At 72.4% G+C, this 23,288-nt stretch carries 16 protein-coding genes; 5 read left to right on the top strand and 11 right to left on the bottom strand.

Annotation, left to right across the window (positions count from 1 at the left end; genetic code table 11):
• Positions 1–47 precede the first annotated feature (47 nt).
• The 5 genes from ISO16_RS02650 to ISO16_RS02630 all read right to left on the bottom strand — a co-directional run bounded on the left by ISO16_RS02650 (position 48) and on the right by ISO16_RS02630 (position 7,514).
• A complete protein-coding gene (locus tag ISO16_RS02650) occupies positions 48–881 on the bottom strand; it encodes a shikimate dehydrogenase (protein ID WP_050035200.1) in 834 nt (277 codons plus the stop codon).
• Positions 871–2,694: an endolytic transglycosylase MltG gene (mltG, locus tag ISO16_RS02645; protein WP_072635211.1), complete on the bottom strand. Its 1,824-nt coding sequence runs from the start codon at positions 2,692–2,694 to the stop codon at positions 871–873. Before mltG ends, ISO16_RS02650 begins: the two co-directional genes overlap by 11 nt.
• Positions 2,691–3,215 (bottom strand): Holliday junction resolvase RuvX, encoded by a 525-nt coding sequence (gene ruvX / locus ISO16_RS02640; RefSeq protein ID WP_170914086.1) that lies wholly within the window; start codon positions 3,213–3,215, stop codon positions 2,691–2,693. Before ruvX ends, mltG begins: the two co-directional genes overlap by 4 nt.
• Positions 3,215–5,881 (bottom strand): alanine--tRNA ligase, encoded by a 2,667-nt coding sequence (gene alaS, locus ISO16_RS02635; protein ID WP_006947016.1) that lies wholly within the window; start codon positions 5,879–5,881, stop codon positions 3,215–3,217. The genes ruvX and alaS overlap by 1 nt, the downstream gene beginning before the upstream one ends.
• A gap of 223 nt (positions 5,882–6,104) precedes the next feature.
• Entirely contained in the window at positions 6,105–7,514 is a 1,410-nt protein-coding gene (locus tag ISO16_RS02630) for a replication-associated recombination protein A (RefSeq protein WP_050035197.1), read from the bottom strand.
• Between the two features lie 148 nt (positions 7,515–7,662).
• Here ISO16_RS02630 and ISO16_RS02625 point away from each other — a divergent pair, with 148 nt between their 5' ends.
• The 3 genes from ISO16_RS02625 (at position 7,663) to ISO16_RS02615 (ending at position 11,116) form a co-directional block, all read left to right on the top strand.
• Positions 7,663–9,309, top strand: a complete 1,647-nt coding sequence (locus tag ISO16_RS02625; RefSeq protein WP_083662507.1) for an alkaline phosphatase D family protein — start codon at positions 7,663–7,665, stop codon at positions 9,307–9,309.
• Positions 9,306–10,604 carry an alkaline phosphatase family protein gene (locus ISO16_RS02620; protein ID WP_029543571.1) on the top strand — a complete coding sequence of 433 codons (1,299 nt, stop codon included), beginning with the start codon at positions 9,306–9,308 and terminating at the stop codon, positions 10,602–10,604. The genes ISO16_RS02625 and ISO16_RS02620 overlap by 4 nt, the downstream gene beginning before the upstream one ends.
• Before the next feature lie 86 nt (positions 10,605–10,690).
• Positions 10,691–11,116: a CBS domain-containing protein gene (locus ISO16_RS02615; RefSeq protein ID WP_072635209.1), complete on the top strand. Its 426-nt coding sequence runs from the start codon at positions 10,691–10,693 to the stop codon at positions 11,114–11,116.
• 45 nt (positions 11,117–11,161) lie between these two features.
• On the opposite strand, the gene ISO16_RS02610 is transcribed toward ISO16_RS02615, so the two are convergent.
• The 5 genes from ISO16_RS02610 to aspS all read right to left on the bottom strand — a co-directional run bounded on the left by ISO16_RS02610 (position 11,162) and on the right by aspS (position 18,802).
• The gene (locus tag ISO16_RS02610) at positions 11,162–12,301 is read right to left on the bottom strand and encodes a kinase (RefSeq protein WP_080688626.1); all 1,140 of its coding nucleotides are present in this window, start codon (positions 12,299–12,301) and stop codon (positions 11,162–11,164) included.
• A gap of 35 nt (positions 12,302–12,336) precedes the next feature.
• Positions 12,337–13,362 (bottom strand): zinc-binding metallopeptidase family protein, encoded by a 1,026-nt coding sequence (locus ISO16_RS02605; protein ID WP_006944841.1) that lies wholly within the window; start codon positions 13,360–13,362, stop codon positions 12,337–12,339.
• Positions 13,355–14,305 (bottom strand): transglutaminase family protein, encoded by a 951-nt coding sequence (locus ISO16_RS02600; RefSeq protein WP_072635208.1) that lies wholly within the window; start codon positions 14,303–14,305, stop codon positions 13,355–13,357. Before ISO16_RS02600 ends, ISO16_RS02605 begins: the two co-directional genes overlap by 8 nt.
• The gene (locus ISO16_RS02595; RefSeq protein WP_139311005.1) at positions 14,302–16,887 is read right to left on the bottom strand and encodes a circularly permuted type 2 ATP-grasp protein; all 2,586 of its coding nucleotides are present in this window, start codon (positions 16,885–16,887) and stop codon (positions 14,302–14,304) included. Before ISO16_RS02595 ends, ISO16_RS02600 begins: the two co-directional genes overlap by 4 nt.
• Before the next feature lie 136 nt (positions 16,888–17,023).
• A complete protein-coding gene (gene aspS, locus ISO16_RS02590) occupies positions 17,024–18,802 on the bottom strand; it encodes an aspartate--tRNA ligase (protein ID WP_006930709.1) in 1,779 nt (592 codons plus the stop codon).
• 144 nt (positions 18,803–18,946) lie between these two features.
• Here aspS and ypfJ point away from each other — a divergent pair, with 144 nt between their 5' ends.
• Together ypfJ and ISO16_RS02580 are read left to right on the top strand one after the other, a co-directional pair.
• Positions 18,947–19,861 carry a KPN_02809 family neutral zinc metallopeptidase gene (gene ypfJ, locus ISO16_RS02585; protein WP_006930708.1) on the top strand — a complete coding sequence of 305 codons (915 nt, stop codon included), beginning with the start codon at positions 18,947–18,949 and terminating at the stop codon, positions 19,859–19,861.
• Positions 19,862–19,949: 88 nt separating this feature from the next.
• Positions 19,950–21,389 carry a lipase maturation factor family protein gene (locus ISO16_RS02580; protein WP_065922588.1) on the top strand — a complete coding sequence of 480 codons (1,440 nt, stop codon included), beginning with the start codon at positions 19,950–19,952 and terminating at the stop codon, positions 21,387–21,389.
• Positions 21,390–21,869: 480 nt separating this feature from the next.
• Here ISO16_RS02580 and ISO16_RS02575 read toward each other — a convergent pair whose 3' ends face one another.
• Positions 21,870–23,252 carry a wax ester/triacylglycerol synthase family O-acyltransferase gene (locus ISO16_RS02575; RefSeq protein WP_072635207.1) on the bottom strand — a complete coding sequence of 461 codons (1,383 nt, stop codon included), beginning with the start codon at positions 23,250–23,252 and terminating at the stop codon, positions 21,870–21,872.
• Positions 23,253–23,288: the final 36 nt, after the last annotated feature.

Raw genomic sequence — 23,288 nt, 5'->3', positions numbered from 1 at the left:
CACCTACCCGGACGATGTGCAACCGGACGGTAGCACCTACCGGTGGTTCAGCCGGCGACGGCCGCCGCCATCGCCTCCCGCGGGGCCGGCCGGCCGGTGAACTGCTCGACCTGGCCGAACGCCTGGTGCAGCAGCATCTGCAGGCCACCCACGACGACCGAGCCGTGCGCCGCGGCGGCCTCGGCGAGCGGCGTGGGCCACGGGTCGTAGATCGCGTCGAGGACGAACGGCGCGCGGCCGAGCTGCTGCGCGTAGGGCGCGGCCGCCGCCGCCGGCACGGTGCTCACCAGCGCGCCCGCGGACGCGCACACCTCCCCGAGTTCCGGGGCGTCGAACGGCAGCCAGCGCGGCTTCATGCCCACCGCCTCGGCACAGTCGAACGTCTCGGCGGCCCGGAGCTCGCTGCGGGCGACGACGGTCACCGACGTGACCCCGAGCTCGGCGAGCCCCACGAGGGCCGGGCGCGCCGTCCCCCCGGCCCCGACCACCACCGCCGAGGCGCCGGTCAGATCCCCGACGCCGGCGGCGCGCAGCGCGCCGGTGACGCCGTCGACGTCGGTACAGTCGGCCCGCCAGCCGTCCGCGGTCCGCACCAGGGTGTTCGCCGAGCCGATCAGCACCGCCCGGTCGGTACGCTCGGTGGCGAACTCGAGCGCCGCGAACTTGCCGGGCATCGTCACCGACACCCCGACCCACTCGGGGCCGAGCCCGGCCACCAGCGCCGGCAGCTGCTCGCCGGTGCATTCGATGCGCTCGTACGTCCAGTCCGTCAGCCCCAGCGCCCGGTAGGCCGCCAGGTGCAACAGCGGGGACTTCGAATGCGCGATGGGGCTGCCGAGGACCGCGGCCTTGCGGCCGCCGGTCACGATGTCATCTGCCACTGTCGAGGATTCCGCTTTCCAGAGCCTGCTGCGTATTCGTCAGGTGTTCGTCGTAGCTGTTGGTGAACAGGGTCGTGCCCTGGGCGTCGATGGTCACGAAGTACGTCCAGTCCCCCGCCTCCGGGTTCTCCACGGCCTGCAGCGCCTCGATGCTCGGCGACGAGATCGGCGTGGCGGGCAGTCCGGGGCTCGCGTACGTGTTCCAGGGGGTGACCTGCGCCCGGTCGGCGTCGGTGGTCGCCAGCTCGGTTTCGTCGAGGGCATAGTTGACCGTCGAGTCGAACTGCAGCGGCTGCCCGATCTTCAGGCGGTTGAGGATCACCCGGGCGACCTTCGCGAAGTCGTCCGGCAGCGCCTCGCGTTCCACGAGGGACGCGGCGACGAGCATCTCGTACGGGGTCAGCCCGACCTTCGCCGCGGCCTGGGTGATGCCGGTCTCGTCGTAGCGCTGCGCGCTGGTGGAGACGAGGTACCGCAGGATCTCGGCGGCCCCGGCACTGGGGTCGAAGTCCCAGCGGCCCGCCGCGATGAGCCCCTCGAGCTGACGGTTGCGGTCGGGCACGTTCGCGACCGCGCCCCGCGCCCATTCCGGCACGCCGAGCGCGGCGAGGTCGGTGCTCGCGCCGGCCGCGTCGAGCTCCTCGTACGTCAGGCAGGTGCGCTGCCCGTCGCGGTCGAGGCAGCTGGCCTCCGCGATGAGGGTGTAGATGCCCTTGCGCACCGCGCCGGTGTTGACGTCGCGGATGTCGTGCAACTGCCGGCCCTCGGAGATCACCACCGCCCCCACCCGGTTCGCGGGGTCGACCAGGGCGGCGACGGCCTCGCGGGCGGGAAGCCGGCTGGCGATCGAGTAGAAGCCCGGCTGCAGCGAGTTCATGCCGGGGTCCTGGACGGCGGCGTTGTAGAAGGCATCGGAGCTGGCGACGATGTCCGCCTCCTTGAAGGCGGCGCCGATCTGCTCGGCGGTGTCGCCCGGGTGCACCTGCACCACGACGGCGGGACCGCCCGCCCCGGTGTAGTCGGGCGGCAGGTCCGGGCCGGTGAATTTCTGGTAGGCGAAGAATCCGCCGCCGAGGAGCAGGACCAGTACGGCCGCGACGGCGAGGATCCCGACGATCCGGCCGCGGGTGCGGCGGGCCTGGGCCGAGCGGGCGTGGGCCCGGCGGGCCGGGGACACTCCGACGGTTTCGGGGGCGGCGCGGTCGGCGGAGTCGGTCCAGTCCCGCCCTGCGGCCGGCGTCTCGGCGTATCCGCGGGGGTCGTCGTCCACCGCGGCGTAGCCGAACTGGTCGTAGCCCGCCTCGTCGTAGGCCGGCCGCTGCTCGTAGTCGTCGTACCGGTAGGCCCCCGGCTCGGGGTCGTACCCGTCGTGGTCGCGGGGGTCGTAGTCCCGGGGCTCGTAGCCCTGCGTCTCGTAGCCCTGCGTCTCGTAGGCCTGCGTCTCGTAGGCCCGGACCTCGAAGGTGTCGTGGCCCGGGCCGTCGGTGGGAGTCCGGCCGTGGGGATCGAGGTCCTGCCGGTCGTGGCGGGGGTCGGGCTGCGACGGGGCGCCGGGGGCGTAGTCGTCGAGCCGGTAGACGTGCTCGGTGGTCGGCGCGTCGTCGAAGGCATGTCCGGCGGCCGGATGCGGTGGGTGCTCGTATCGGTAGCCGTCCCCGGCCGGGGCCGGCGGCTCCGGGACGTCGGGCCCCGGAGAACCGTGCCGCGGCCGGTACCACTCGTCCTGCTGCGCGGGTCCGAAGCCGGAGCGCCCCCCGGGGAAGTCGTGGTCCGCCCCGGTGGACTCGTCGTCCGGCCGCCCGTGCCGGCTCACTGCCCGCTCCCCGGCTTGCCGTCCTCGGCCACGTTCACAACTGCACTCCGCTCGTCCAACCAACCCTGCAAGATGGCGACGGCGGCGGCCTGGTCGATCACCGGCCGCGCACCGCGCGCGCTGACTCCGCTCTCGCGGAGCGCCCGCGCCGCAGTGACCGTCGTGAATCGTTCGTCGGCCATCCGCACGGGGATCCCGGTCAGGCGCCGGCGCAGCCGTCCCGCGAAATCACGGGCCAGTTTCGCGGCCTTGCCGGGCTCCCCGCGCAGGGTCTGCGGCAGTCCGACGATAACCTCCACGGCCTCGTACTCCGTGACGATGTCCACAATGCGCCGGATATCCGGCGCGTCGGACCCGCGTTCCTTCGAGCGGGGCACGGTCTCGACCGGAGTGGCCAGGATGCCGTCGGGATCGGACGAGGCGACCCCGATTCGGACACTTCCGACATCGATGCCGATGCGGCGGCCGCGGCCGGGGTCGTCGACGCCCGGACGGTCGGGACCGGCGAAGTCGGCCACGATCAGCCGGCCAGCTCGCTCAGCCGGGCCCGGAACGCGGTCAGCGCCGCAGGGATCCCGGCCGGATCGGATCCGGATCCCTGCGCCATGTCGGGCTTGCCGCCGCCGCGGCCACCGATGGCGGGCCCGAAGCTCGACACCAGGTCGCCGGCCTTGATGCCCCTCGCCTGGGCCGCCTTGGTGGTGGCGACGACGAACGGCACCTTGCCGTCGGCGGAACCGAGCAGCAGCACCACGGCGGGCTCGCTGCCGAGCCGGCCGCGGACGTCGGAGGCGAGGCTGCGCAGGTCGTTCCCGGCCACGCCCTCGGGGGCGGTCTCGGCGACGACGAGAAGATCCCCGGTGCGCTGCGCCTTCTCGGCGAAGGTGCCGGCCGAGGCGAGCACCGCGGCGGCGCGGGTGCGTTCGAGCTCCTTCTCGGCCACCTTCAGCCGCTCGATCAGGGATTCGACCCGTGCGGGCACCTCCTCGGAGGGCACCTTCAGCGTCGAGGAGAGACCCGCGAGCAGCGCCCGTTCCTTGGCCAGGTGCCGGTACGAGTCCAGGCCGACGTACGCCTCGACGCGGCGCACGCCCGAACCGACGGACTGCTCGCCGAGCAGGGTGACGGTGCCGACGTGGGAGGAGTGCTCGACGTGGGTGCCGCCGCACAGCTCCATCGAGAACGGGCCGCCGATCTCCACGACGCGGACCTCGTCGCCGTAGTTCTCGCCGAAGAGCGCCATCGCGCCCATCTTCTTGGCCTTGTCCAGGTCCGTGACGAAGGTGTTCACCGGATAGTTCGCGGCGACGGCCTCGTTGGTGACGGCCTCGATGTCGGTCTTCTGCTGCTCGCTGAGCGCGCCGGGCCAGGAGAAGTCGAACCGCAGGTAGCCCGGCTTGTTCAGCGAGCCGGCCTGCACGGCGTTGGGGCCGAGGACCTCACGCAGCGCGGCGTGGACCAGGTGGGTACCCGAGTGGCCCTGGGTGGCGCCCTTGCGCCAGGACGGGTCGACCTGCACGAGCACGGCATCGCCCTCGGTGACCTGTCCCTCGAGCACGGTCACCTTGTGCACCCACAGCTGCTTGGCGATCTTCTGGACGTCGTTGACCTTGATGCGCAGGCCGCCGGCGGTGATGGTGCCGACGTCGGCGATCTGGCCGCCGGACTCGGCGTAGAGGGGGCTGCGGTCGAGGATCAGCTCGACGTCCTGGCCGGCCTGCGCCGCGTGCAGCCGCTCGCCGCCGGTGATGACGGCCAGCACCGTCGCCTCGGTCACCAGCTCGGTGAAGCCGGTGAACTCCGTGGGGCCGCGGTCGAGCAGCTCCTTGTAGACGGTCAGGTCGGCGTGGGCGTGCTTGCGGGCGCGGGCGTCGTCCTTCGCGCGCTGGCGCTGCTCGGCCATGAGGGAACGGAACCCGTCCTCGTCGACGGTCAGACCCGCCTCGGAGGCCATCTCCAGCGTCAGATCGATGGGGAACCCGTAGGTGTCGTGCAAGGTGAAGGCCTCGGTGCCGCCGAGGACGGACCTGCCCTGCGCCTTCGCGGTCTCGACCGCACCCTCGAACAGCTTGCTGCCGGTGCCCAGGGTCTTGAGGAACGCGGTCTCCTCGCCGACGGCGACGGTCTCGATGCGCGAGTAGTCCGTGGCCAGTTCCGGGTAGGACGGGCTCATGGTGTCGCGCACGACGGCCATGAACTCGGCCATCGTCGGCGTGTCGGCGCCGAGCAGTCGGGCCGAGCGCACGATCCGGCGCAGCAGGCGGCGCAGCACGTAGCCACGACCGTCGTTGCCGGGGTTGACGCCGTCGACGATGAGCATCGCGGCGGTGCGGGCGTGGTCGGCGATGACGCGGAACCGCACGTCGGAGGCGTGGTCGGCGCCGTAGACACTGCCGGTCAGCTCGGCGGCCTTGTCGATGACCGGGCGCAGCAGGTCGGTCTCGTAGACGTTCTCGACGCCCTGGAGCAGGAACGCGACGCGCTCGACGCCCATGCCGGTGTCGATGTTCTTCTTCGGCAGCGGCCCGAGGATCGGGTAGCCCTCCTTGGCGCCGCCCTCACCGCGCTCGTTCTGCATGAACACGAGATTCCAGATCTCGATGTAGCGGTCCTCGTCGGCCTCCGGGCCGCCCGGGGCGCCGTACTCGGGGCCGCGGTCGTAGAAGATCTCCGAGCAGGGGCCACACGGGCCGGGGATGCCCATGGACCAGTAGTTGTCCTTCATGCCGCGACGCTGAATGCGCTCGGCGGGGACACCGATCTTGTCGTGCCAGATCGAGTACGCCTCGTCGTCGTCCAGATACACCGTCGCCCAGAGCTTCTCGGGATCGATGCCGTAGCCGCCGTCCTCGACGGGGCTGGTCAGCAGCGACCACGCATGGCCTATCGCCTCTTCCTTGAAGTAGTCGCCGAACGAGAAGTTGCCCGCCATCTGGAAGAACGTGTTGTGCCGGGTGGTGATGCCCACCTCCTCGATGTCGAGGGTGCGCACGCACTTCTGCACCGATGTCGCGGTGCTGAACGGCGGGGTCTGCTGGCCGAGGAAGTAGGGCACGAACGGGACCATGCCGGCGTTGACGAACAGCAGGTTCGGGTCGGCGAGGATCAGCGACGCGCTGGGCACCTCGGTGTGGCCGGCCTTCACGAAGTGGTCGAGAAAGCGCCTGCGGATCTCGTGGGTCTGCACGTCGATGGTCCTCTTTGTCTGACGGTGTGGGCTGCCGAACCCGCGCGGGCACGGCGAATCGGCCATCGTTCAGCTTATCGCGCGGGCGACGGTGGCCGTTCTCGCCACCCGCGCCGCTCCGTCCCCCGCCGGGGGCGAGCGAATGTATCGTTCACCTCCGTAGTCCGACGGCATGGTTCATTCGCTCGGCGCCTGCCGCGCGACCTGCGGCGCACGCGGTGCCCTACCGTTCGCCGCGCACGATCCGGCGCAGCTTGGGCACCCGCTGCGCCAGCTCGCGCTCGGCGCCGTGGCCGGTCGGGGTGTAGTAGTCGACGCCGACGAGTTCGTCCGGCGCGTACTGCTGCGCCAGCACGCCGTCGGGGTGGTCGTGCGGGTAGCGGTAGCCGACGGCGTTACCGAGCTTCTGGGCGCCGGCGTAGTGGCCGTCGCGCAGATGCGCCGGCACCGACCCGGACCGGCCGGCCTTGACGTCGGCGATCGCGGCGCCGAGCGCGGCGGTCACCGCACCCGACTTGGGCGCGGTCGCGATGTGGATGGTGGCCTGCGCCAGGGCGAGCTGCGCCTCGGGCATGCCGACGAGCTGCACGACCTGCGCGGCCGCCGTCGCGGCCTGCAGCGCGGTGGGATCGGCCATGCCGACCTCCTCGCTGGCCTGGATCATCAGCCGCCGCGCGATGAACCGCGGGTCCTCCCCCGCGACGATCATCCGCGCGAGATAGTGCAGCGCCGCGTCGACGTCGGAGCCGCGCAGCGACTTGATGAACGCGCTCGCGACGTCGTAGTGCTGGTCGCCGTCGCGGTCGTAGCGCACCGCGGCCTTGTCGATGCTCGACTCGACGGTCGGCAGGTCGATCGTCGCGCCCGTACCGCCGCGGTCGAGCGCGGTCTCGGCCGCCGCCTCGAGCGCGGTCAGCGCGCGACGTGCGTCTCCGCCCGCGAGGCGCACCAGGTGGTCGAGCGCATCGTCGGTGATCTCCACACCGCCGCCGAGACCGCGTTCGTCGGTACGGGCCCGCTCGAGCAGCGCCCGGATGTCGTCCGGGCCCAGCGGCTGCAGCTGCAGCACCAGCGAGCGGGACAGCAGCGGGGCGACGACGGAAAACGACGGATTCTCGGTGGTGGCCGCCACGAGCAGCACGATCCGGTTCTCCACCGCGGCGAGCAGCGCGTCCTGCTGGGTCTTGGAGAAGCGGTGCACCTCGTCGATGAAGAGCACGGTCTGTTCACCGGCGCCCAGGCGGCGACGGGCCAGGTCGATCACGGCCCGCACGTCCTTGACGCCGGCCGACAGCGCGGACAGCGCCTCGAAGCGGCGGCCGGTGGCACCGGAGATGAGGGAGGCCAGGGTGGTCTTGCCGGTCCCCGGCGGGCCGTAGAGCACGACGGACGCGGCGCCGGAGCCCTCGACGAGGCGGCGCAGCGGCGCACCGGGGGCGAGCAGGTGCTGCTGGCCGACGACTTCGCTCAGGTCGGCCGGGCGCATCCGCGCGGCGAGCGGCGCGTTCGGTCCGGCACCGCGGGACGTGCGCGACGCCGGTGGTACGGGTGCGGGATCGGGCTCGGTCGGGCGGGGGGTCTCGAACAGGGCGTCCGGTCCGGCTGGTTCCTCCGCTCCGAAGAAGGTGCTCACCCCACGACGCTACCGTCCCGGCCCGACGGCGGGTCGGGCCGACGGCGCGTGAACCGGCCGTGAACGTTCGGGACATTCCGTCGCGGTACTTGCTCATCGCGGGGGACGCTGGTCTGATCGTCCGGTGCCTCCCACCGAAACCCGTGTCGTGTCGCGACGGACCGCGCTGCGCGCGGGCGGCGTCGCCCTCGGCGCCGCGGCCCTGGCGGCCGTCTCCGTCTCCCCCGCCGCGGCGGAGAGCGCCGTGTTTGCGCACGGCGTGGCCTCCGGCGATCCGCTGCCCGACCGGGTGATCCTGTGGACCCGCGTCACGCCCGCCCCGGACGCCGTGCCCGGTTCCGGCCTCGGCGTCGCGACGACGGTCCGCTGGGAGATCGCCACCGACGGCGACCTCCGCGACGTGGTGGCCTCGGGGTCCGTGACGACGTCCCCCGCGTCCGACCACACGGTCAAGGTCGATGCGACGGGCCTCGAGCCGGACACCGCCTACTTCTACCGCTTCACCGCCGGCGACGCGGCCTCCCCGGTCGGCCGCACCCGCACCGCGCCCGGGCCGGGGGCCGAGCTGAACCGGCTGCGGTTCGCGGTGGTGTCGTGCTCGAACTGGGAGGCCGGGTTCTTCGGCGTCTACCGGCACCTGGCGGCGCGCCCGGACCTCGACGCCGTCGTGCACCTCGGCGACTACCTGTACGAGTACGGCACGGGCGAATACGCCTCCGGCGGCAACCGGGTGGTGCGCCCGCACGACCCGCGGCACGAAATCGTCACCCTCGCCGACTACCGGATCCGGCACGGCCAGTACAAGAGCGATCCCGATCTGCAGCGGCTGCACGCGCTGCTGCCGTGGATCGTGGTGTGGGACGACCACGAGAGCGCCAACGACGCGTGGTCCGGCGGCGCCCAGAACCACGACCCCGCCGTCGAGGGAGCCTGGGCGGAGCGACGGGCCGCGGCCCTGCAGGCCTACCTGGAGTGGCAGCCCCTCCGGCCGGGCGGCACCGCCGACGCGCCCCGGCTGTACCGGCGGCTGCAGTTCGGGGACCTGGCCGAGCTGTCGATGCTGGATCTGCGCAGCTATCGCACCGAGCAGGTGAACGGGCGCCGCATCGACGACCCGGCGCGCACCATCACCGGCGCGGAGCAGATGGCGTGGCTGACCGCGGGCGTGACGAGTTCGGGCACGCGATGGCAGCTCATCGGGAACCCGGTGATGATCGCCCCGGTGCTGCTGCCGCCCCTGGACGAGCGGACCACGGCGGCGCTGACCGCCGTCGCGGGGCTCCCCGCGGCGGGGGCACCGTTCAACGTCGACCAGTGGGACGGCTATCCCGCCGACCGGCGACGGCTGCTCGACGCGATTCGTGCCTCCGGCCGCGACGTGGTGTTCCTCACCGGCGACATCCACTCGTCGTGGGCCGCCGACATCCCCGTCGACGCCGCGAACTACCCCGGCGCGGGCACCGTGGCCACCGAACTGGTGGTGCCGTCGGTGACCTCGGCGAATATCGACGAGATGCTGGGCGTCGCGCCCCGCACCGTCACCCCGTCGATCGAGGCGGCGGTGTTGGCGACGAACCACCACATCCGGTACGTCGAACTGGACTCGCACGGCTTCGGTGTCCTCGACGTGACACCCGACGCGGTGCAGATGGACTGGCTGTACGTGCTCGATCCGACCGACCCGGGCACCGGCGTGTGGTACGGCACGAGCCGGCGGGTCGCCGCCGGCACGCCGCGGCTGGAGCCGGCGGCCGCGCTCGATCCGGGTGCGCACGGCCGGCAGGCCCGGCCGTGACGCCACCCGCCGGAGCGATCGATCGGCGCACGATGCTCGCCGGCACGGCCGTGCTGGCCGGCGCGGCCCTGATCGGCACGGCTCCGGCCCTGATCGGCACGGCTCCGGCCCGGGCGGCGACGCCGTCGGCGCTGCTACCGGACGCGGACGTGCACGTCCTCGTCGTCGACGGGATGCGCCCGGACGAGCTCGCGCCGGGTCTCACGCCGCATCTGCTCGCGCTCGCCGACGCCGGCACCCGGTACACCGCGGCCCGGGCGATCTCGGTGGCCGAGACGCTGCCGAACCACGCGGCGATGATGACCGGTGTGCTGCCGCACCGCTCCGGCGTGCCCGCCAACTCGATCTTCGACCCGGTGCTCGGCCGCACCCGGGACCTCGACCGGCCGACCGACCTGCGCGCCGGGACGGTGCTCGACCGGCTGCCCCGCGAGCTGGGGCTGACGACCGCGAGCGTGCTGTCCAAGCGGTACCTGCACGGCCTGTTCGGCGGCCGCGCGTCGGTGGCGTGGGATCCGGTGCCGCTGCTGCCGCTCACCGAACACGCGCCGGACCGCTTCACGGTCGACGCGCTGATCTCCGTGGTGGAGGAGCGGTCGCCGCGGTTCACGTTCACCAACCTCGGCGACGTGGACCGCGTCGGGCACCTGGACGTGCTCGGCGCGTCGCTGCGGCTCGCGCGTACCGCGGCGCTGCGCTCGGCGGACGAGCAGGTGGCCCGGTTCGTGGAGTTCCTGCGCGCGACGGGACGGTGGGAACGGTCGGTGCTGATCGTGCTGGCCGACCACGGGATGGACTGGTCGGCGCCGGACCAGCTGATCGGCCTCGTCGACGTGCTCGGCGCCGACCCGCTGCTCGCCGGATCGGTGCGCACCGCCCAGAACGGCGGTGCGAACCTGCTGTACTGGGTCGGCGATCCGGCGGCCCGGGTGGACGCGGTGGCGCGGATGCGGGAGGTCGCCGCCGCCGTCCCGGGCGTGGCCGCCCTGTACGCGGGTGCGGATCTGGGTCTCGGCGCCGCCGCGGGTGATCTGGTGGCGTTGTGCGACGCGGGGTGGCGGTTCTCCGATCCGAGCCCGTTGTCGAATCCGATTCCGGGCAATCACGGTCACGCCGCGACCGTCGAGATCCCGTTCTTCGTCGCCGGCGGGCATGCGAGTATCCGCCGCGGCCTCACCGTCGCCGACCCCGTGCGCACCCTCGACGTCGCCCCGACGGTCGCGGCGCTGTTCGGGTTGGCCGGGCCGGCGGGCGGCTGGGACGGCCGCGCGGCGACGCACGCCTTCGCCGGGTGAGCCCGATGCCTCCGCAACCCTTCCGCCGGTCGCCGTCCCGCGTGACAATGGAAGTGCAGTAACCGTTTTCAACGGAGGAGGCAGTGATGACCACTGCACGCGACATCATGCACCGCGACGCGGTCTGCATCGGCGAACACGACACCCTCGAGACCGCGGCCCAGCGGATGCGGGAACTGGACATCGGCGCGTTGCCGATCTGCGGCGACGACGACCGGCTCCACGGCATCATCACCGACCGCGACATCGTGCTCGAGTGCGTCGCCACGGGCGGCGACCCGAGTTCCATGACGGCCGGTGAGCTCGCCCAGGGCAAGCCCTACGTGGTCGACGCGGACGCGGACGTCGACCGGGTCCTGACGATGATGGAGGAACACCGCATCCGCAGGCTACCGGTGGTCGAGGAGCATCGGCTGATCGGCATGATCAGCGAGGCCGACCTGGCCACGCATCTGCCCGAGTCGGAGGTGGGCCGGTTCGTCGAGGCCATCTGCGCACGTACCGCGCCGTAGGCGGGCCGGGCATACCGCGCTGTAAGCGGCCCGGGCATAGCGCGGTCAGTCGCCGACGCGCTGCTCGAGACGTTCGAGGACGTCTCGGGCATGCCCGGCGACGTCGTCGTGTCCGGTGTCGGCGGCGTAGTCGGCGAGCAGCGACCAGCGGCTGCGCAGCGCGTCGGACCACGGCACGGACAGGTGGTGGTCCCGCACCGCCGCGATGCGGGCATGGTCCTCGGGGACGAACAGGTAGGTGCTCAGCCACACCCACGCGAGCTGCGCGTCGAGCAGCCGCTCGGCGAGCACCTCGTCGAAGCCGAGCGAGGGCCACATGCCCACCACCTCGGCCCGCCACGCGTCGGCCATCGCGCGGGCCCGCTCGAGCGTGAGCGGCGCCTTGCACAGGCACGCCGGGAAGGAGGTCAGGGCGTAGGCGATGTCGAGGGTGGCGTCGCGGAAGCCGCCCCACTCGTAGTCGAGGAACTGCACGCCCTCGTCGCCGACGACGATGTTGTCCGGGCACAGGTCCGAGGGGCTGAAGGCCCGGAACCGGCCGGCGGTGAACAGCTTCGCGGCCCGCTCGGCGCGGTCGATCACGCTCTGCGGCACCTCGAGGCCGAACTCGGTGGCGAAGCGGTCGGGCACGACGCGCAGCGCGCCGGTGGCCTGCTCGACGACGGCGTCGGCGAAGTGCGCCACCTCGGCACGGCGCAGCAGGGCGGCGAAGTCCTCCTCCCGCCCGACGGTCGCGGCATGCATCCGGCCGAGGGCCTGGGCGAACGCCATGAGGGTGTTGGTGACGGTGTCGGTGTCGTCGCTGCGCAGCAGCGTGGCGATCGGGGTGGCGTCGCCGAGGTCGCTGAGCACCAGCAGCCGCGACTCGAAGTCGTAGGCCAGCAGTTCGGCGCCCGGCCGGTCGTCCTTGGCCAGGGCGGTGGCGAACTGGTAGGACACCGCCTCGCGCAGGAACGCGACCTCGTCGTCGGTGGCGGCGCCACGGAAGCCCACCCGCCGTTCGGCGCGCGGGGGTACCTGCTTGAGCACCAGGGTGCGCGGCAGGGAGAACGGGTTCGCCGCGACCCGCACGCGCAGAACCACCGAGCGGCCACTGCCGCCGAGATCCACCGGATCGGCCAAGGTCACGGGTGCGCCGGTGCGCCGGGTCAGCAGCTTTTCGGCCGCCTCCACCACTTCCGACATGGGCTCCGCCAATGTTGCAGTCATCGTCTGACAATCTACCCGGTTCGGGCGACGATCAGTTCGTGCACGAACCGCATCTTGACCAAAACGGGCGGGGGTAGCACGAACGGATACAGGTCGGTGTGACCCATCGACCGGTTGACCATGTTCAGCGACCAGGCCAGCGGCAGCCAGCGCTCGAGGAGTTTGTCGAAGCCGGCCGGGCCGGGCTGGGGGCGGTCCAGGGCGGCGCCGGCGGGTGCGAACCCGAACCCGGCGGCGGTGTCCAGCGCGTCCCGCATGTGCAGATAGTGCGCGAACGTCTCGGCCCAGTCCTCGGCCGGATGCATCGTCGCGTACGAAGAGACGAACTCGTCCTCCCACCCGTCGGGTGCTCCCTCGGAGTAGTGCCGGTCCAGCGCCGCCTGGTAGTCCGCGTCGGGATCGCCGAACAGCGCCTCGAACCGGGCCCGCACGGCGGGGGTGGCGATCAGGACCATCTGGTAGTAGTGCCCGATCTCGTGCCGGAAGTGGCCCAGCAGGGTGCGGTACGGCTCGCCCATCTCGATCCGCAGCTGCTCACGGTGCACGTCGTCGCCCTCGGCGAGATCGAGGGAGATCACTCCCGACGCGTGTCCGGTGAGGACCTGCTCGTCGCGGCTCGACAGCAGGTCGAACGCGAGGCCGGTGTCCGGGTCGGTGTCGCGGCCGGTGAGCGGCAGGCCGAGTTCGGTGAGTTCGACGATCAGCCGGCGCTTGGCGGCCTCCGCGTCGGCGAACGCGGCCAGCGCGTCGGTGTCGTCGTCGGCCGGGCGGGTGCGGGTGAGCCGGCACGACCGGCACAGGCCGGGCTCGTCGCGGCCGACGATCCAGTTGCAGCGGGCCAGGTGCAGGTTGTCGCACAGCCGGTAGCGGCGGGCCGGCACCGCACCGGAGGCCGGACCGTCGGCGTCGTCCTCGGGCAGGATCGCGACCATCGAGACGGTGCCGAGGTCGAAGCCGATTGCGCTGCCACAGCGCAGGCAGACCGAGTTCTCGAAGGTCAGTTGCTGCCCGCACATCGGGCACGAGAAGTCACGCATCGGCCGCTCCTGTCGGTTCGGGGTCGGTGCGGTCGCCGCCGGTGGGCGCGAGCGGAGCCACGTCGACGGACACGTCGATGGTGCTGTCCTTGGCTTCGGTGTAGATCACCCCGCGCAGCGGCGGCACGTCGGCGTAGTCGCGGCCCCACGCGACGGTGGTATACCGCTCGTCCACGAACTGGTCGTTGGTCGGGTCGAAGGCGAGCCACGTGTCGCCGGGCAGCCACACCGCCGCCCAGGCGTGCGTCGCGTCGACGCCCACCATGCGTTCGCGTCCGGGGGGCGGATCGGTGGCGAGGTAGCCGGACACGTAGCGGGCGGCGAGGCCGTGCGCGCGCAGGCAGGCGAGGGCCAGGCGCGCGAAGTCCTGGCACACGCCGGAGCGCGCGACCAGGACCTCGGCGACGCGCGTGGACACCGACGTCGATCCGGAGTGGTAGGCGAAGTCGGTGAAGATGCGGTGGGTGAGTTCGGCGATCGCCTCGACCAGCGACCGGCCCGGAGGGAAGGTGGGCGCGGCGTAGGCGAGTACCTCGGCGTCGACCTCGGGCGGGTCGAGGTCCAGAACGAAGTCGGTGGCCAGGGCGCCGGCCGTGCCGACCGGCCGCGCCGACTCCCACGGCGCGACGGCGGGACCGGCGACCAGCCGCGCCGGATCCGGCGGGGTCACCGTCACCTCGGACTCCGCGGTGACGACGAGCGTGTCGTGGGGCTCGGCGACGTGGAAGTAGACGTCGCGGTTGCCCCACAGGTCCGCCCCCACCGACGTGTCGGCCGGGGCGGGGTCGACGGTGACGCTGCTCGAGACGACCCGCTGGTTGTCGGTGTCGCGGGGCAGCAGGTAGCCGCGGCCGTACGAGGAGGTCACCACGCCGGAGTACCGGTAGGTGGTGCGATGCACAATGCGGTACCGGCGCCGGGCGGGGTCGAGCGGATCGGTCACGGCAGGGTCCTCCGCTGGGCGCCGCCCCACAGCGGCCGGGTGCCGCCGGGCAGCGACAGCGGCCCGCGCAGCAGCTGCTCGGCCAGCTGCTCGAGTCCGGTGTGGACGGCCGCGAGGAGATCGGCGAGCTCGCGGCGGACGCCGTCGGTGGCGGTCTCGAGGTCGACCGGGTCCACCCGGCGCAGCCGGGTCAGCAGCTCGTCGGCGAGGCGTTCGGGCCGGGTCGAGCCGGAGGCGTCGGGCAGCGCCCGCAAGTTCTCGCGCAGGCGTTCGAGCACCCACGCCAGCGAGCGGGGGTTGGTGGTGTCGAGCAGCAGCAGCTGCGCGACGGCGGCCGGGCGCACCCGGTGGTTGCGGCGGCGGTAGGTCACCGAGCTCTCCGCGGCGCCGAGCACCGTCTCCATCAGCGCCCGGTCGGTGGCGGCGTCGCGGGCGACGGTGAGGGTGGTCGCCAGCAGGGTGGTCAGCGACAGCGCCCGCTCGATCCGCTTGCCGAGGTCCATCACGTGCCAGCCCAGGTCACGGACCATCGATTCGGCCCCGAGCCCGGACAGGGCGAGCATCCCGGCGAGGACGGCGGACTGGGTGGCGCCGAGCAGGGAGCCGTCGTCGTCGGGGTCCTCGGTGAGCGCGTCGAGGGCGCGCTGGACGTCGGCGAGCACGGCCCATGTGTCGTTGGAGAGCTGGTCGCGCACGGCCCGGGCCGCCTGGTCGAGTCCGGCGAACGATTGGGCGAGCGAGCCGAGCCGTTCCGGATCGACGGTCATGGAGCGGAATTCCGCTGTGGCGGAGTGGTAGTCGTCCATGACGTCGGCACCGGTGTGCTGCGCCGCGATCGCCGGTCCGGGGGCCGCGGCGGTGAGCGCCGACAGCAGCACGGGCAGGCACTCGCTGCCCGGCAGCCAGGGCCGGAAGCGGTAGTCCTGGTAGCGCTCGCGGACCGCGACGAGCAGGCGGGCGGTGTCCTCGGCACGCTCGCCGTAGCGGCCCAGCCAGAACAGGTCGTTGAGCACCCGAGGCGAGGCGACGACGTCGACGGGGGGCACGGCGAAGGTGGACACCTCGTCCCCGGCCGGAACGCCCGTCGCGCCGGTGGTGGCCGTGGGCGCGGCGGTGCGCACCCACACGTCCTTGGCGACGACGCGCATCGGCGGCCGCGTGCGCGGCGTCGCGCCCGGGACGACGATCTCGCCGAGCCCACCGGGCATGGGGGTGAATCCGACCCGCTGGGCGACGGTGAACAGCCGGACGCCGACCGGCGCGGCACCGAGCCCGCCGGAGATTCCGGACAGCGACGGGACGTACGAGTGGTCGGGAATCTCCTGGCCGACCCACCGACCCGGCTGCGCTCGCACCTGGGCGAGCAGACCCTCGCGCTGCTGCGCGTCGAGGCTGCCGACCATCACCGACCGGGCGGTGACCGCCGACCGCAGCACCAGCCGCTCGAACCTCTCCGTCAGCACCGCGACCCCGGCCGGGGTGCCGCCCCAGTATGCGGGGACCGGCTCGAGCAGCAGGTCCTCGTCCAGCAGCGCCCGGCACAGCGACGGCAGGAACTCCGCCAGGGCCGGATTCTCGAGCACCCCGCTGCCGAGGGTGTTGACGACGGTGACGGCGCCGCGCCGCACCACCTCCACGAGCCCGACCACGCCGAGCCGCGAGTCCGGCCGCAGGTCGAGCGGGTCCGCGTAGGCGGCATCGACGCGGCGTAGCACGACGTCGACGCGGGTGAGCGAGCCGAGCGAGCGCATCCACAACCGGCCCTCCCGCACCACCAGGTCGGCGGCCTCGACCAGCGGGAACCCGAGGACGCCCGCGATGTGGGCCTGATCGAAGGCGGTCTCCGAGTGTGCGCCCGGGCCGAGGACGACCACCACCGGGTCCTCCGCGCCGGCGGGTGCGGCCTCGCGCAGCGCGAGCCGCATCGCCTCGACGAACGGCGACAGCGGCCGTGGGTTCGTCGCCTGGTACAGGTCGGGCATGGCGCGTGCCGTCACCCGCCGGTCGGCAAGGGCGTACCCGGCGCCGGACGGGGCCTGGGTGTGGTCCCGCACCACCCGGAACCGGCCGTCACGGGCACGGGCGACGTCGATTGCGTGGAAGAACAGCTGATGCGGCCCGGGGAGCGAGAGCCCGTGCGCGGCCCGCACGTAGCCGCGATGGCCGAACACCAGTTGCGGGGGCAGCAGTCCCTCCCGGAGCGTGCGCATCGGCCCGTACAGGTCGGCGAGCAGCGTGTCGAGCAGCCGTGAGCGCTGCAGCAGACCCTGCTCGAGGGTGCCCCAATCGTCGGCGGAGAGGACGAACGGCACCCCGTCGAGTTCCCACCGGTGCGGCGCGGCCGGACCGGTCTCCTCGGTGCGGGCGTCGACGGGGGTGTAGGTGATGCCGTGGTTGTCGACGAGCCGGCGCACCCGCTGCCGGTAGCGGGCCAGCGCCTGGGGGCCACGTGCCTGCAACCCCTCCGCCAGTTCGGCCCAGTGCTCGCGGACGTCGCCCGCGGGGTCGAAGAGTTCGTCGAATTCCGGTCCGCGGTGGGCGTACCGCGCTCGCAGCGACTGTGTGGCGACCATGTCGGTCATGCCGTTGCCGCCCTCTCCGTCCGTCCGGCGCCTGCTGTCACTGTGCCAGGCCGTGCCCCGCCGTGCGCGCTGCCCTCTGACACCGCGGCGGCGCCGGCCCGTGGGCAGGCGCCGCCGACGAGGTCCTGTCGGTGCTCTACTTCTCGGCCTTCTTCGGCTCCGGCTTGAAGTCGATCCCGGACTCCTTGCGCTGCTCGGGGGTGATCGGCGCCGGAGCGTCGGTCAGCGGGTCGACACCACCGCCGGACTTCGGGAACGCGATGACCTCGCGGATCGAGTCCGCGCCGGCGAGCAGGGCGGTGATGCGGTCCCACCCGAAGGCGATGCCGCCGTGCGGCGGAGCGCCGTACTTGAATGCCTCGAGCAGGAAGCCGAACTTCTCGTTCGCCTCCTCCTCGGAGATGCCCATCACCTTGAACACGCGCTGCTGGATGTCGGTGCGGTGGATTCGGATCGAGCCGCCGCCGATCTCGTGACCGTTGCACACGATGTCGTAGGCGTAGGCGAGGGCCGAGCCGGGATCGGTGTCGAACGTGTCGAGGTGCTCGGGCATCGGCGAGGTGAAGGCGTGGTGCACCGCCGTCCATGCGGAGCTGCCGAGCGCGACGTCGCCGGAGGCGGTGGCGTCGGCGGCCGGCTCGAACAGCGGGGCGTCGACGACCCACACGAACTTCCAGTCGTCGGGATCGATGAGATCGAGCTTGCGGGCGATCTCGCCGCGAGCGGCACCGAGCAGCGCGCGCATGGGCTTGGTGGCGCCGGCGGCGAAGAAGATGCAGTCCCCGGGCTGGGCGCCGACGTGCTTGGCCAGGCCCTCGCGCTCGGCGTCGGTGAGGTTCTTCGCGACCGGTCCGGACAGCTCCCCGTCCTCGCCGACCAGCACGTACGCCAAGCCCTTCGCGCCGCGCTGCTTGGCCCACTCCTGCCAGGCGTCGAGCTGGCGCCGCGGCTGGCTCGCGCCGCCGGGCATGACGACCGCGCCGACGTACTCGGCCTGGAACACCCGGAAGGTGGTGTCCTTGAAGAACTCCCGGCACTCGACGAGCTCGAGGCCGAAACGCAGGTCGGGCTTGTCGGAGCCGTAGCGGCGCATCGCGTCGGCGTAGGTCATGCGCGGGATCGGGGTGGTCAGCTCGTGCCCGACCAGGCGCCACAGCGCGTGCAGGATCTCCTCGGCGAGCAGGATCACGTCGTCCTGGCTCACGAACGCCATCTCGATGTCGAGCTGGGTGAACTCCGGCTGCCGGTCGGCGCGGAAGTCCTCGTCGCGGTAGCAGCGGGCGATCTGGTAGTACCGCTCGATGCCGCCGGCCATCAGCAACTGCTTGAACAGCTGCGGCGACTGCGGCAGTGCGTAGAAGCTGCCGGGCTGCAGCCGCGCCGGCACCACGAAGTCGCGGGCGCCCTCCGGGGTGGAGCGGGTCAGCGTCGGGGTCTCGACCTCCACGAAGCTGTGGTGGGCGAGCACGCCGCGGGCGGCGGCGTTGACCTTGCTGCGCAGCCGGATCGCCTTGCCCGGGCCCTCGCGGCGCAGGTCCAGGTAGCGGTACTTCAGGCGGGCTTCCTCGCCGACCTGGTCGTCGAGCTGGAACGGCAGCGGCGCGGCCTCGTTGAGAACCTCGAGCGTCGAGGCGTTGACCTCGACGGCGCCGGTGGGGATGTCGAAGTTCTGGTTGCCCTCCGGCCGGACCTCGACCACTCCGACGACCTTGATGCAGTACTCGGCGCGCAGACGGTGTGCCTGCTCGAGGACGGCGCCCTCACGGAAGACGACCTGCGACACACCCGACGCGTCGCGCAGGTCGATGAAGATCACCCCGCCGTGGTCGCGGCGCCGGGCCACCCAGCCGGTGAGGGTGACGGTCTGCTCGGCGTGCTCGGCTCGCAACGAGCCGGCGAGATGGGTGCGCAGCACGGAATTCCTTTCGAAACAACCTAACGAGGGACGTCGTCGTTGCAATCCTACGAAAGACACACATCCGCCGAGGACACCCGTACCCGATCGGCCGTGCCAAGCTGAACCGATCGGTCCCCCTGCGACGAGGAAGTGAAGGCGGCGATGACGTTCAACGAGGGCGCTCGGATGGAGGGCGGCCGCATCCAGGTCGGCGGCGGAGGCGGACCGGGCGGGAAGATCGCGATCGGCGGTGGCGCCGGCGGCCTGCTGGTGCTGATCCTGGCACTGCTGCTCGGAGGTGATCCCGGCTCGCTCCTCGGCAGCGGCGCCCCGGAGCAGTCCGGGCAGTACGGCTCGGGCACCCTGGAGGGCTGTGAGACCGGGGCGGACGCCAACGCGAGCGTCGACTGCCGCGTCCAGTTCACCGTCGGCAGCCTCGACGCGGTGTGGGAACAGCAGCTCGGGCCGCAGACCGGCGTCGAGTACGTCCGGCCCGCGGTCGTGCTGTTCTCCGGTGCGGTCGCGACGGGCTGCGGCAACGCCACGAGCGACGTCGGACCGTTCTACTGCCCGGCCGACCGGACCGCGTACTTCGACACCAGCTTCTTCCAGGACCTGGTCACCCGGTTCGGCGCCAACGCCGGCCCGCTCGCGCAGGAGTACGTCGTCGCGCACGAGGTGGGTCACCACCTGCAGAACCAGCTCGGGGACCTCGGCCGCGCGCAGGCCGATCCGCGCGGTGCCGACTCCGGGGCCGTCCGCACCGAGCTGCAGGCCGACTGCTATGCCGGGGCGTGGGCGTACCACGCCGACAAGCAGCCGGATCCGAACACCGGGGAGCCGTTCCTGCAGCCCCTCACCCAGCAGGACATCCGCGACGCGCTGTCGGCGGCGTCCGCCGTCGGCGACGACCGGATCCAGGCTTCCGCCGGCGGGCGGGTGAACCCCGAGGGCTGGACGCACGGGTCGTCCGACCAGCGGCAGAAGTGGTTCCTCGCCGGGTACACCACCGGGCAGATCGCGGCGTGCGACACGTACACGGCGCGAGATCTGGACAACCCGCCGGCGCTGCGCTGACCCCGCCGCCCACCACGGGGAATCGACTCCCGAAACGCGGTGCGCGTGCCATGCTCGAGGGGTCCGCACCGGTACGAGGTGACCTGCCGTGGAATGGTACGACGCCGACGGGTATTCGCTGGGACGGCTGCTGTGCACGCGCGCGCTGGCCCTGGTGTACCTCGTCGCGTTCCTGGTGGCGCTCAACCAGTTCCGGGCGCTGCTCGGGAGCACCGGCCTGACGCCGATCCCCCGCTTCCTGAAGGCGACGTCGTTCGGCCGGGCCCCGAGCGTGTTCCACCTTCGCTACTCGGACCGTCTCTTCGCGGCGGTCGCCGGTCTCGGCGCGGTCCTGGCCGCCGCCACCGCGCTCGGGGTGACGGACCGGCTGCCGCTGATCGCGTCGATGCTCGTCTGGTTCCTGCTGTGGCTGCTGTACTTGTCGATCGTCAACGTCGGACAGGTCTGGTACTCGTTCGGCTGGGAATCGTTGCTGCTCGAGACCGGCTTCCTGGCGATCTTCCTCGGCAACGCGGACACCGCCCCGCCACTGCTCGTCCTGATCCTGCTGCGCTGGCTGCTGTTCCGGCTCGAGTTCGGGGCGGGCCTGATCAAGATGCGCGGCGACCGGTGCTGGCGGGATCTGACGTGCCTGTACTACCACCACGAGACCCAGCCGATGCCGGGCCCGCTGAGCTGGTACTTCCACCACCTGCCCAGGCCCCTGCACCGGGTCGAGGTGGCCGGGAACCACGTCACCCAGCTCGTGGTGCCCTTCTTCCTGTTCGCGCCGCAGCCGATCGCGGGGATCGCGGCGTCGATCATGATCGTCACCCAGTTGTGGCTGGTGGTCAGCGGCAACTTCTCCTGGCTGAACTGGCTGGCGATCGTGCTGGGCCTGTCGGTGATCCCGGACAGCTGGTGGGAGCGTCTGCTGCCGCTCGAACCCGGCCCGGGGTACGGGACGACGCCGACGGTGTTCGTGGCGGTGGTCGTGGCGCTGACCGGGACGGTCGCGGTGCTCAGCTACTTGCCGGTGCGGAACATGCTCTCCCACCGGCAGGCGATGAACGCCTCGTTCAACCGGTGGCACTTCGTCAACACCTACGGCGCGTTCGGCAGCATCACCCGGCACCGGCACGAGGTGATCGTCGAGGGCACCTCCGATCGGGAGGTGGGCCCCGGCACCGTGTGGCGCGAGTACGAGTTCAAGGGCAAGCCCGGCGACGTGCGCCGCCGGCCCCGCCAGTACGCGCCGTATCACCTGCGGCTGGACTGGCTGATGTGGTTCGCCGCGCTGTCCCCCGACTACGCGCGCTCCTGGTTCGGGCGACTGCTCGAAAAGCTGCTGACCAACGACGAGCACGTGACGGCACTGCTGCGGCGTAACCCGTTCCCCGACGCGCCGCCCCGCTGGGTGCGGGCGCGGTACTTCAGCTACCGGTACACCACGTGGCGCGAGCGCCGCGAGACCGGCGCGTGGTGGGTGCGCGAGTACATCACCGACTACATGCGGCCGGTGGCCCTGGCCGAACGCGACGCCGAATGAGGTTCCCGGAGCCGGCGGCGCTTTCGAAAATTCAATCTCGCGTTATCTCACCTTTATCGAACATCAACGGCGGGTAAAGAATGAGATCGACCGGGCGACCGGTATCCGGGACCCGGACAGGAAAAGGGGGCCTGCGTCCTCAACCCGCAGGCCCCCTCTATTTCCCCCGGATCAGCTGAGGTTCATGTCCTCGGCGGAACCGGAGAAGAAGTCGAACGCGCCGAAGAGGTCGGCGATTGCTCCGAAGAAGTCGGCCAACGTTCCAAAGTCCATGCTGGAGCTCCATTTCTGATCTTGTACATACCGTACCGGTGCCGTGCACCGAACCCAATTGTTACCAAACGCGCCGGGTCCCGCAATTCGAGCGCGGACCCGGCTGCCGCACGCGGTAGGGGAAATCGGGTTCGCGAAATTCTCAGCACTCCGCGCATGCAATTCGCTGGCGCGCACGGTCGGCGCGATCGCGCCTGAAGGGCCGGGTCAGCGACGCGGCGGGCCGCCGACCGCCGCGACGCCCAGCTCCGCGAGGCCGTCGACGATCCCCCCGGCGAACTCGTCGACGTCCGGGACGAGATCGGCATCGGCGACGACGTCGACGTTCAGCCGGCCCGCGTAGGACAGCACGCCGACGGCGACACCGACGTTGCCCTGCACCACGCCGACCTGGAACAGCTCGCGCACGCGGGCACCCGCGAAGTACAGCGGCACGGGCGGGCCGACCAGATTGCTGACGAACAGATTGACCAGCCGTTGGCGCCGCATCACCCGCACCGTCCACCGCTGGAGCAGCAGTCCCCCGGGCTGCAGCGGCGGCTCCCGCTTGAGCCGCGCGGTCTCGCGGGCGACGGCCGCGACCCGGGCGGCCACCGACCCGGGCCCCACCGGCAGGGGCACGAGCAGGATCCCGACCCGGTTCCCCGGGCTCCGGTCGTCGGCGGTGCGCAGCGACGCCGCCACCGACGCCTTCAGGATCAGGTCCGGGTCGAGTTCGCCGCGCGCCGCGAGGAGCCGCCGCGCGCCGGCGGCCACGGCGGCGAGCACGACGTCGTTGACCGTCGCACCGTGCGCGTGTGCGACGCGCCTGACCTCGGCGAGGTCGCAGCGCACCAGGCTCAGCCGGCGGTGCGGCCCGACGGGACCGTCGAACGACACCCGCGGGGCCCGGCCCTGCCGGGCGAGCGAGCGCAGCTGCCGCACCCGCAGGGCGGCACGTCGCGCCACCACCGCCGGCCGCACTGCCCGGAGCCACCGCCACGCGGCCCCGGGCCGGCGGTGCAGGTTGTCGCGGACGAGCGCACGCACGGAAGGTGGCGGAACCGGGGTGGGCACGGGACCGGGGTCCTCGTCGGGCGTGGTCGCGGCAGTGTCGAGCAGGGCGCCGAACAGTTCGAGGGCGGCGATGCCGTCGGCGACCACGTGGTGGAGCCGCAGCAGCAGCGCGATCGTCCCGTCGTCCCGGTCCGTGAGCAGCCACATCTCCCACAGCGGCCGGGACCGGTCGAGGCGTGGTTCGTCGAGTTCCGCGCAGGTGCGCAACAGGGTGGCCTCGTCGCCGGGAGCGGGCAGGGCGCGGGTCCGCACGTGGCACGAGATGTCGAAGTGCGGGTCGTCGACCCACACGGGCGGTCCGGCACCCGGCGGCGGGCGGTGCAGCCGCTGGCGCAGTCGGGGCGCGCGGCGGGTACGCCGCGCGACGTGCTCGCGGATCGCCGCCAGCCGGAGGCGTCCGGCCGCATCGCGCAGCGGCGCTCCGTCCAGGACGGCGAGCGCGGCCACGTGCATGGGCACCCCGCGGTCCTCGACGCGCAGGTTCCCTACGTCGAGCGGGCTCAGCCGCTCGAATCGGGGCCGGTCGTCCGTCATGGTGCCCGTCCTGCCGTCGGCAACGCCCGGGCGGCG

It is taken from the genome of Rhodococcus sp. M8, from assembly GCF_015654185.1.
In the GTDB taxonomy this organism is placed as follows: Bacteria; Actinomycetota; Actinomycetes; order Mycobacteriales; family Mycobacteriaceae; genus Rhodococcus; species Rhodococcus aetherivorans.
Note: the sequence above shows the minus strand (reverse complement) of the source record. Positions and strands in the feature narration are given on the sequence as shown.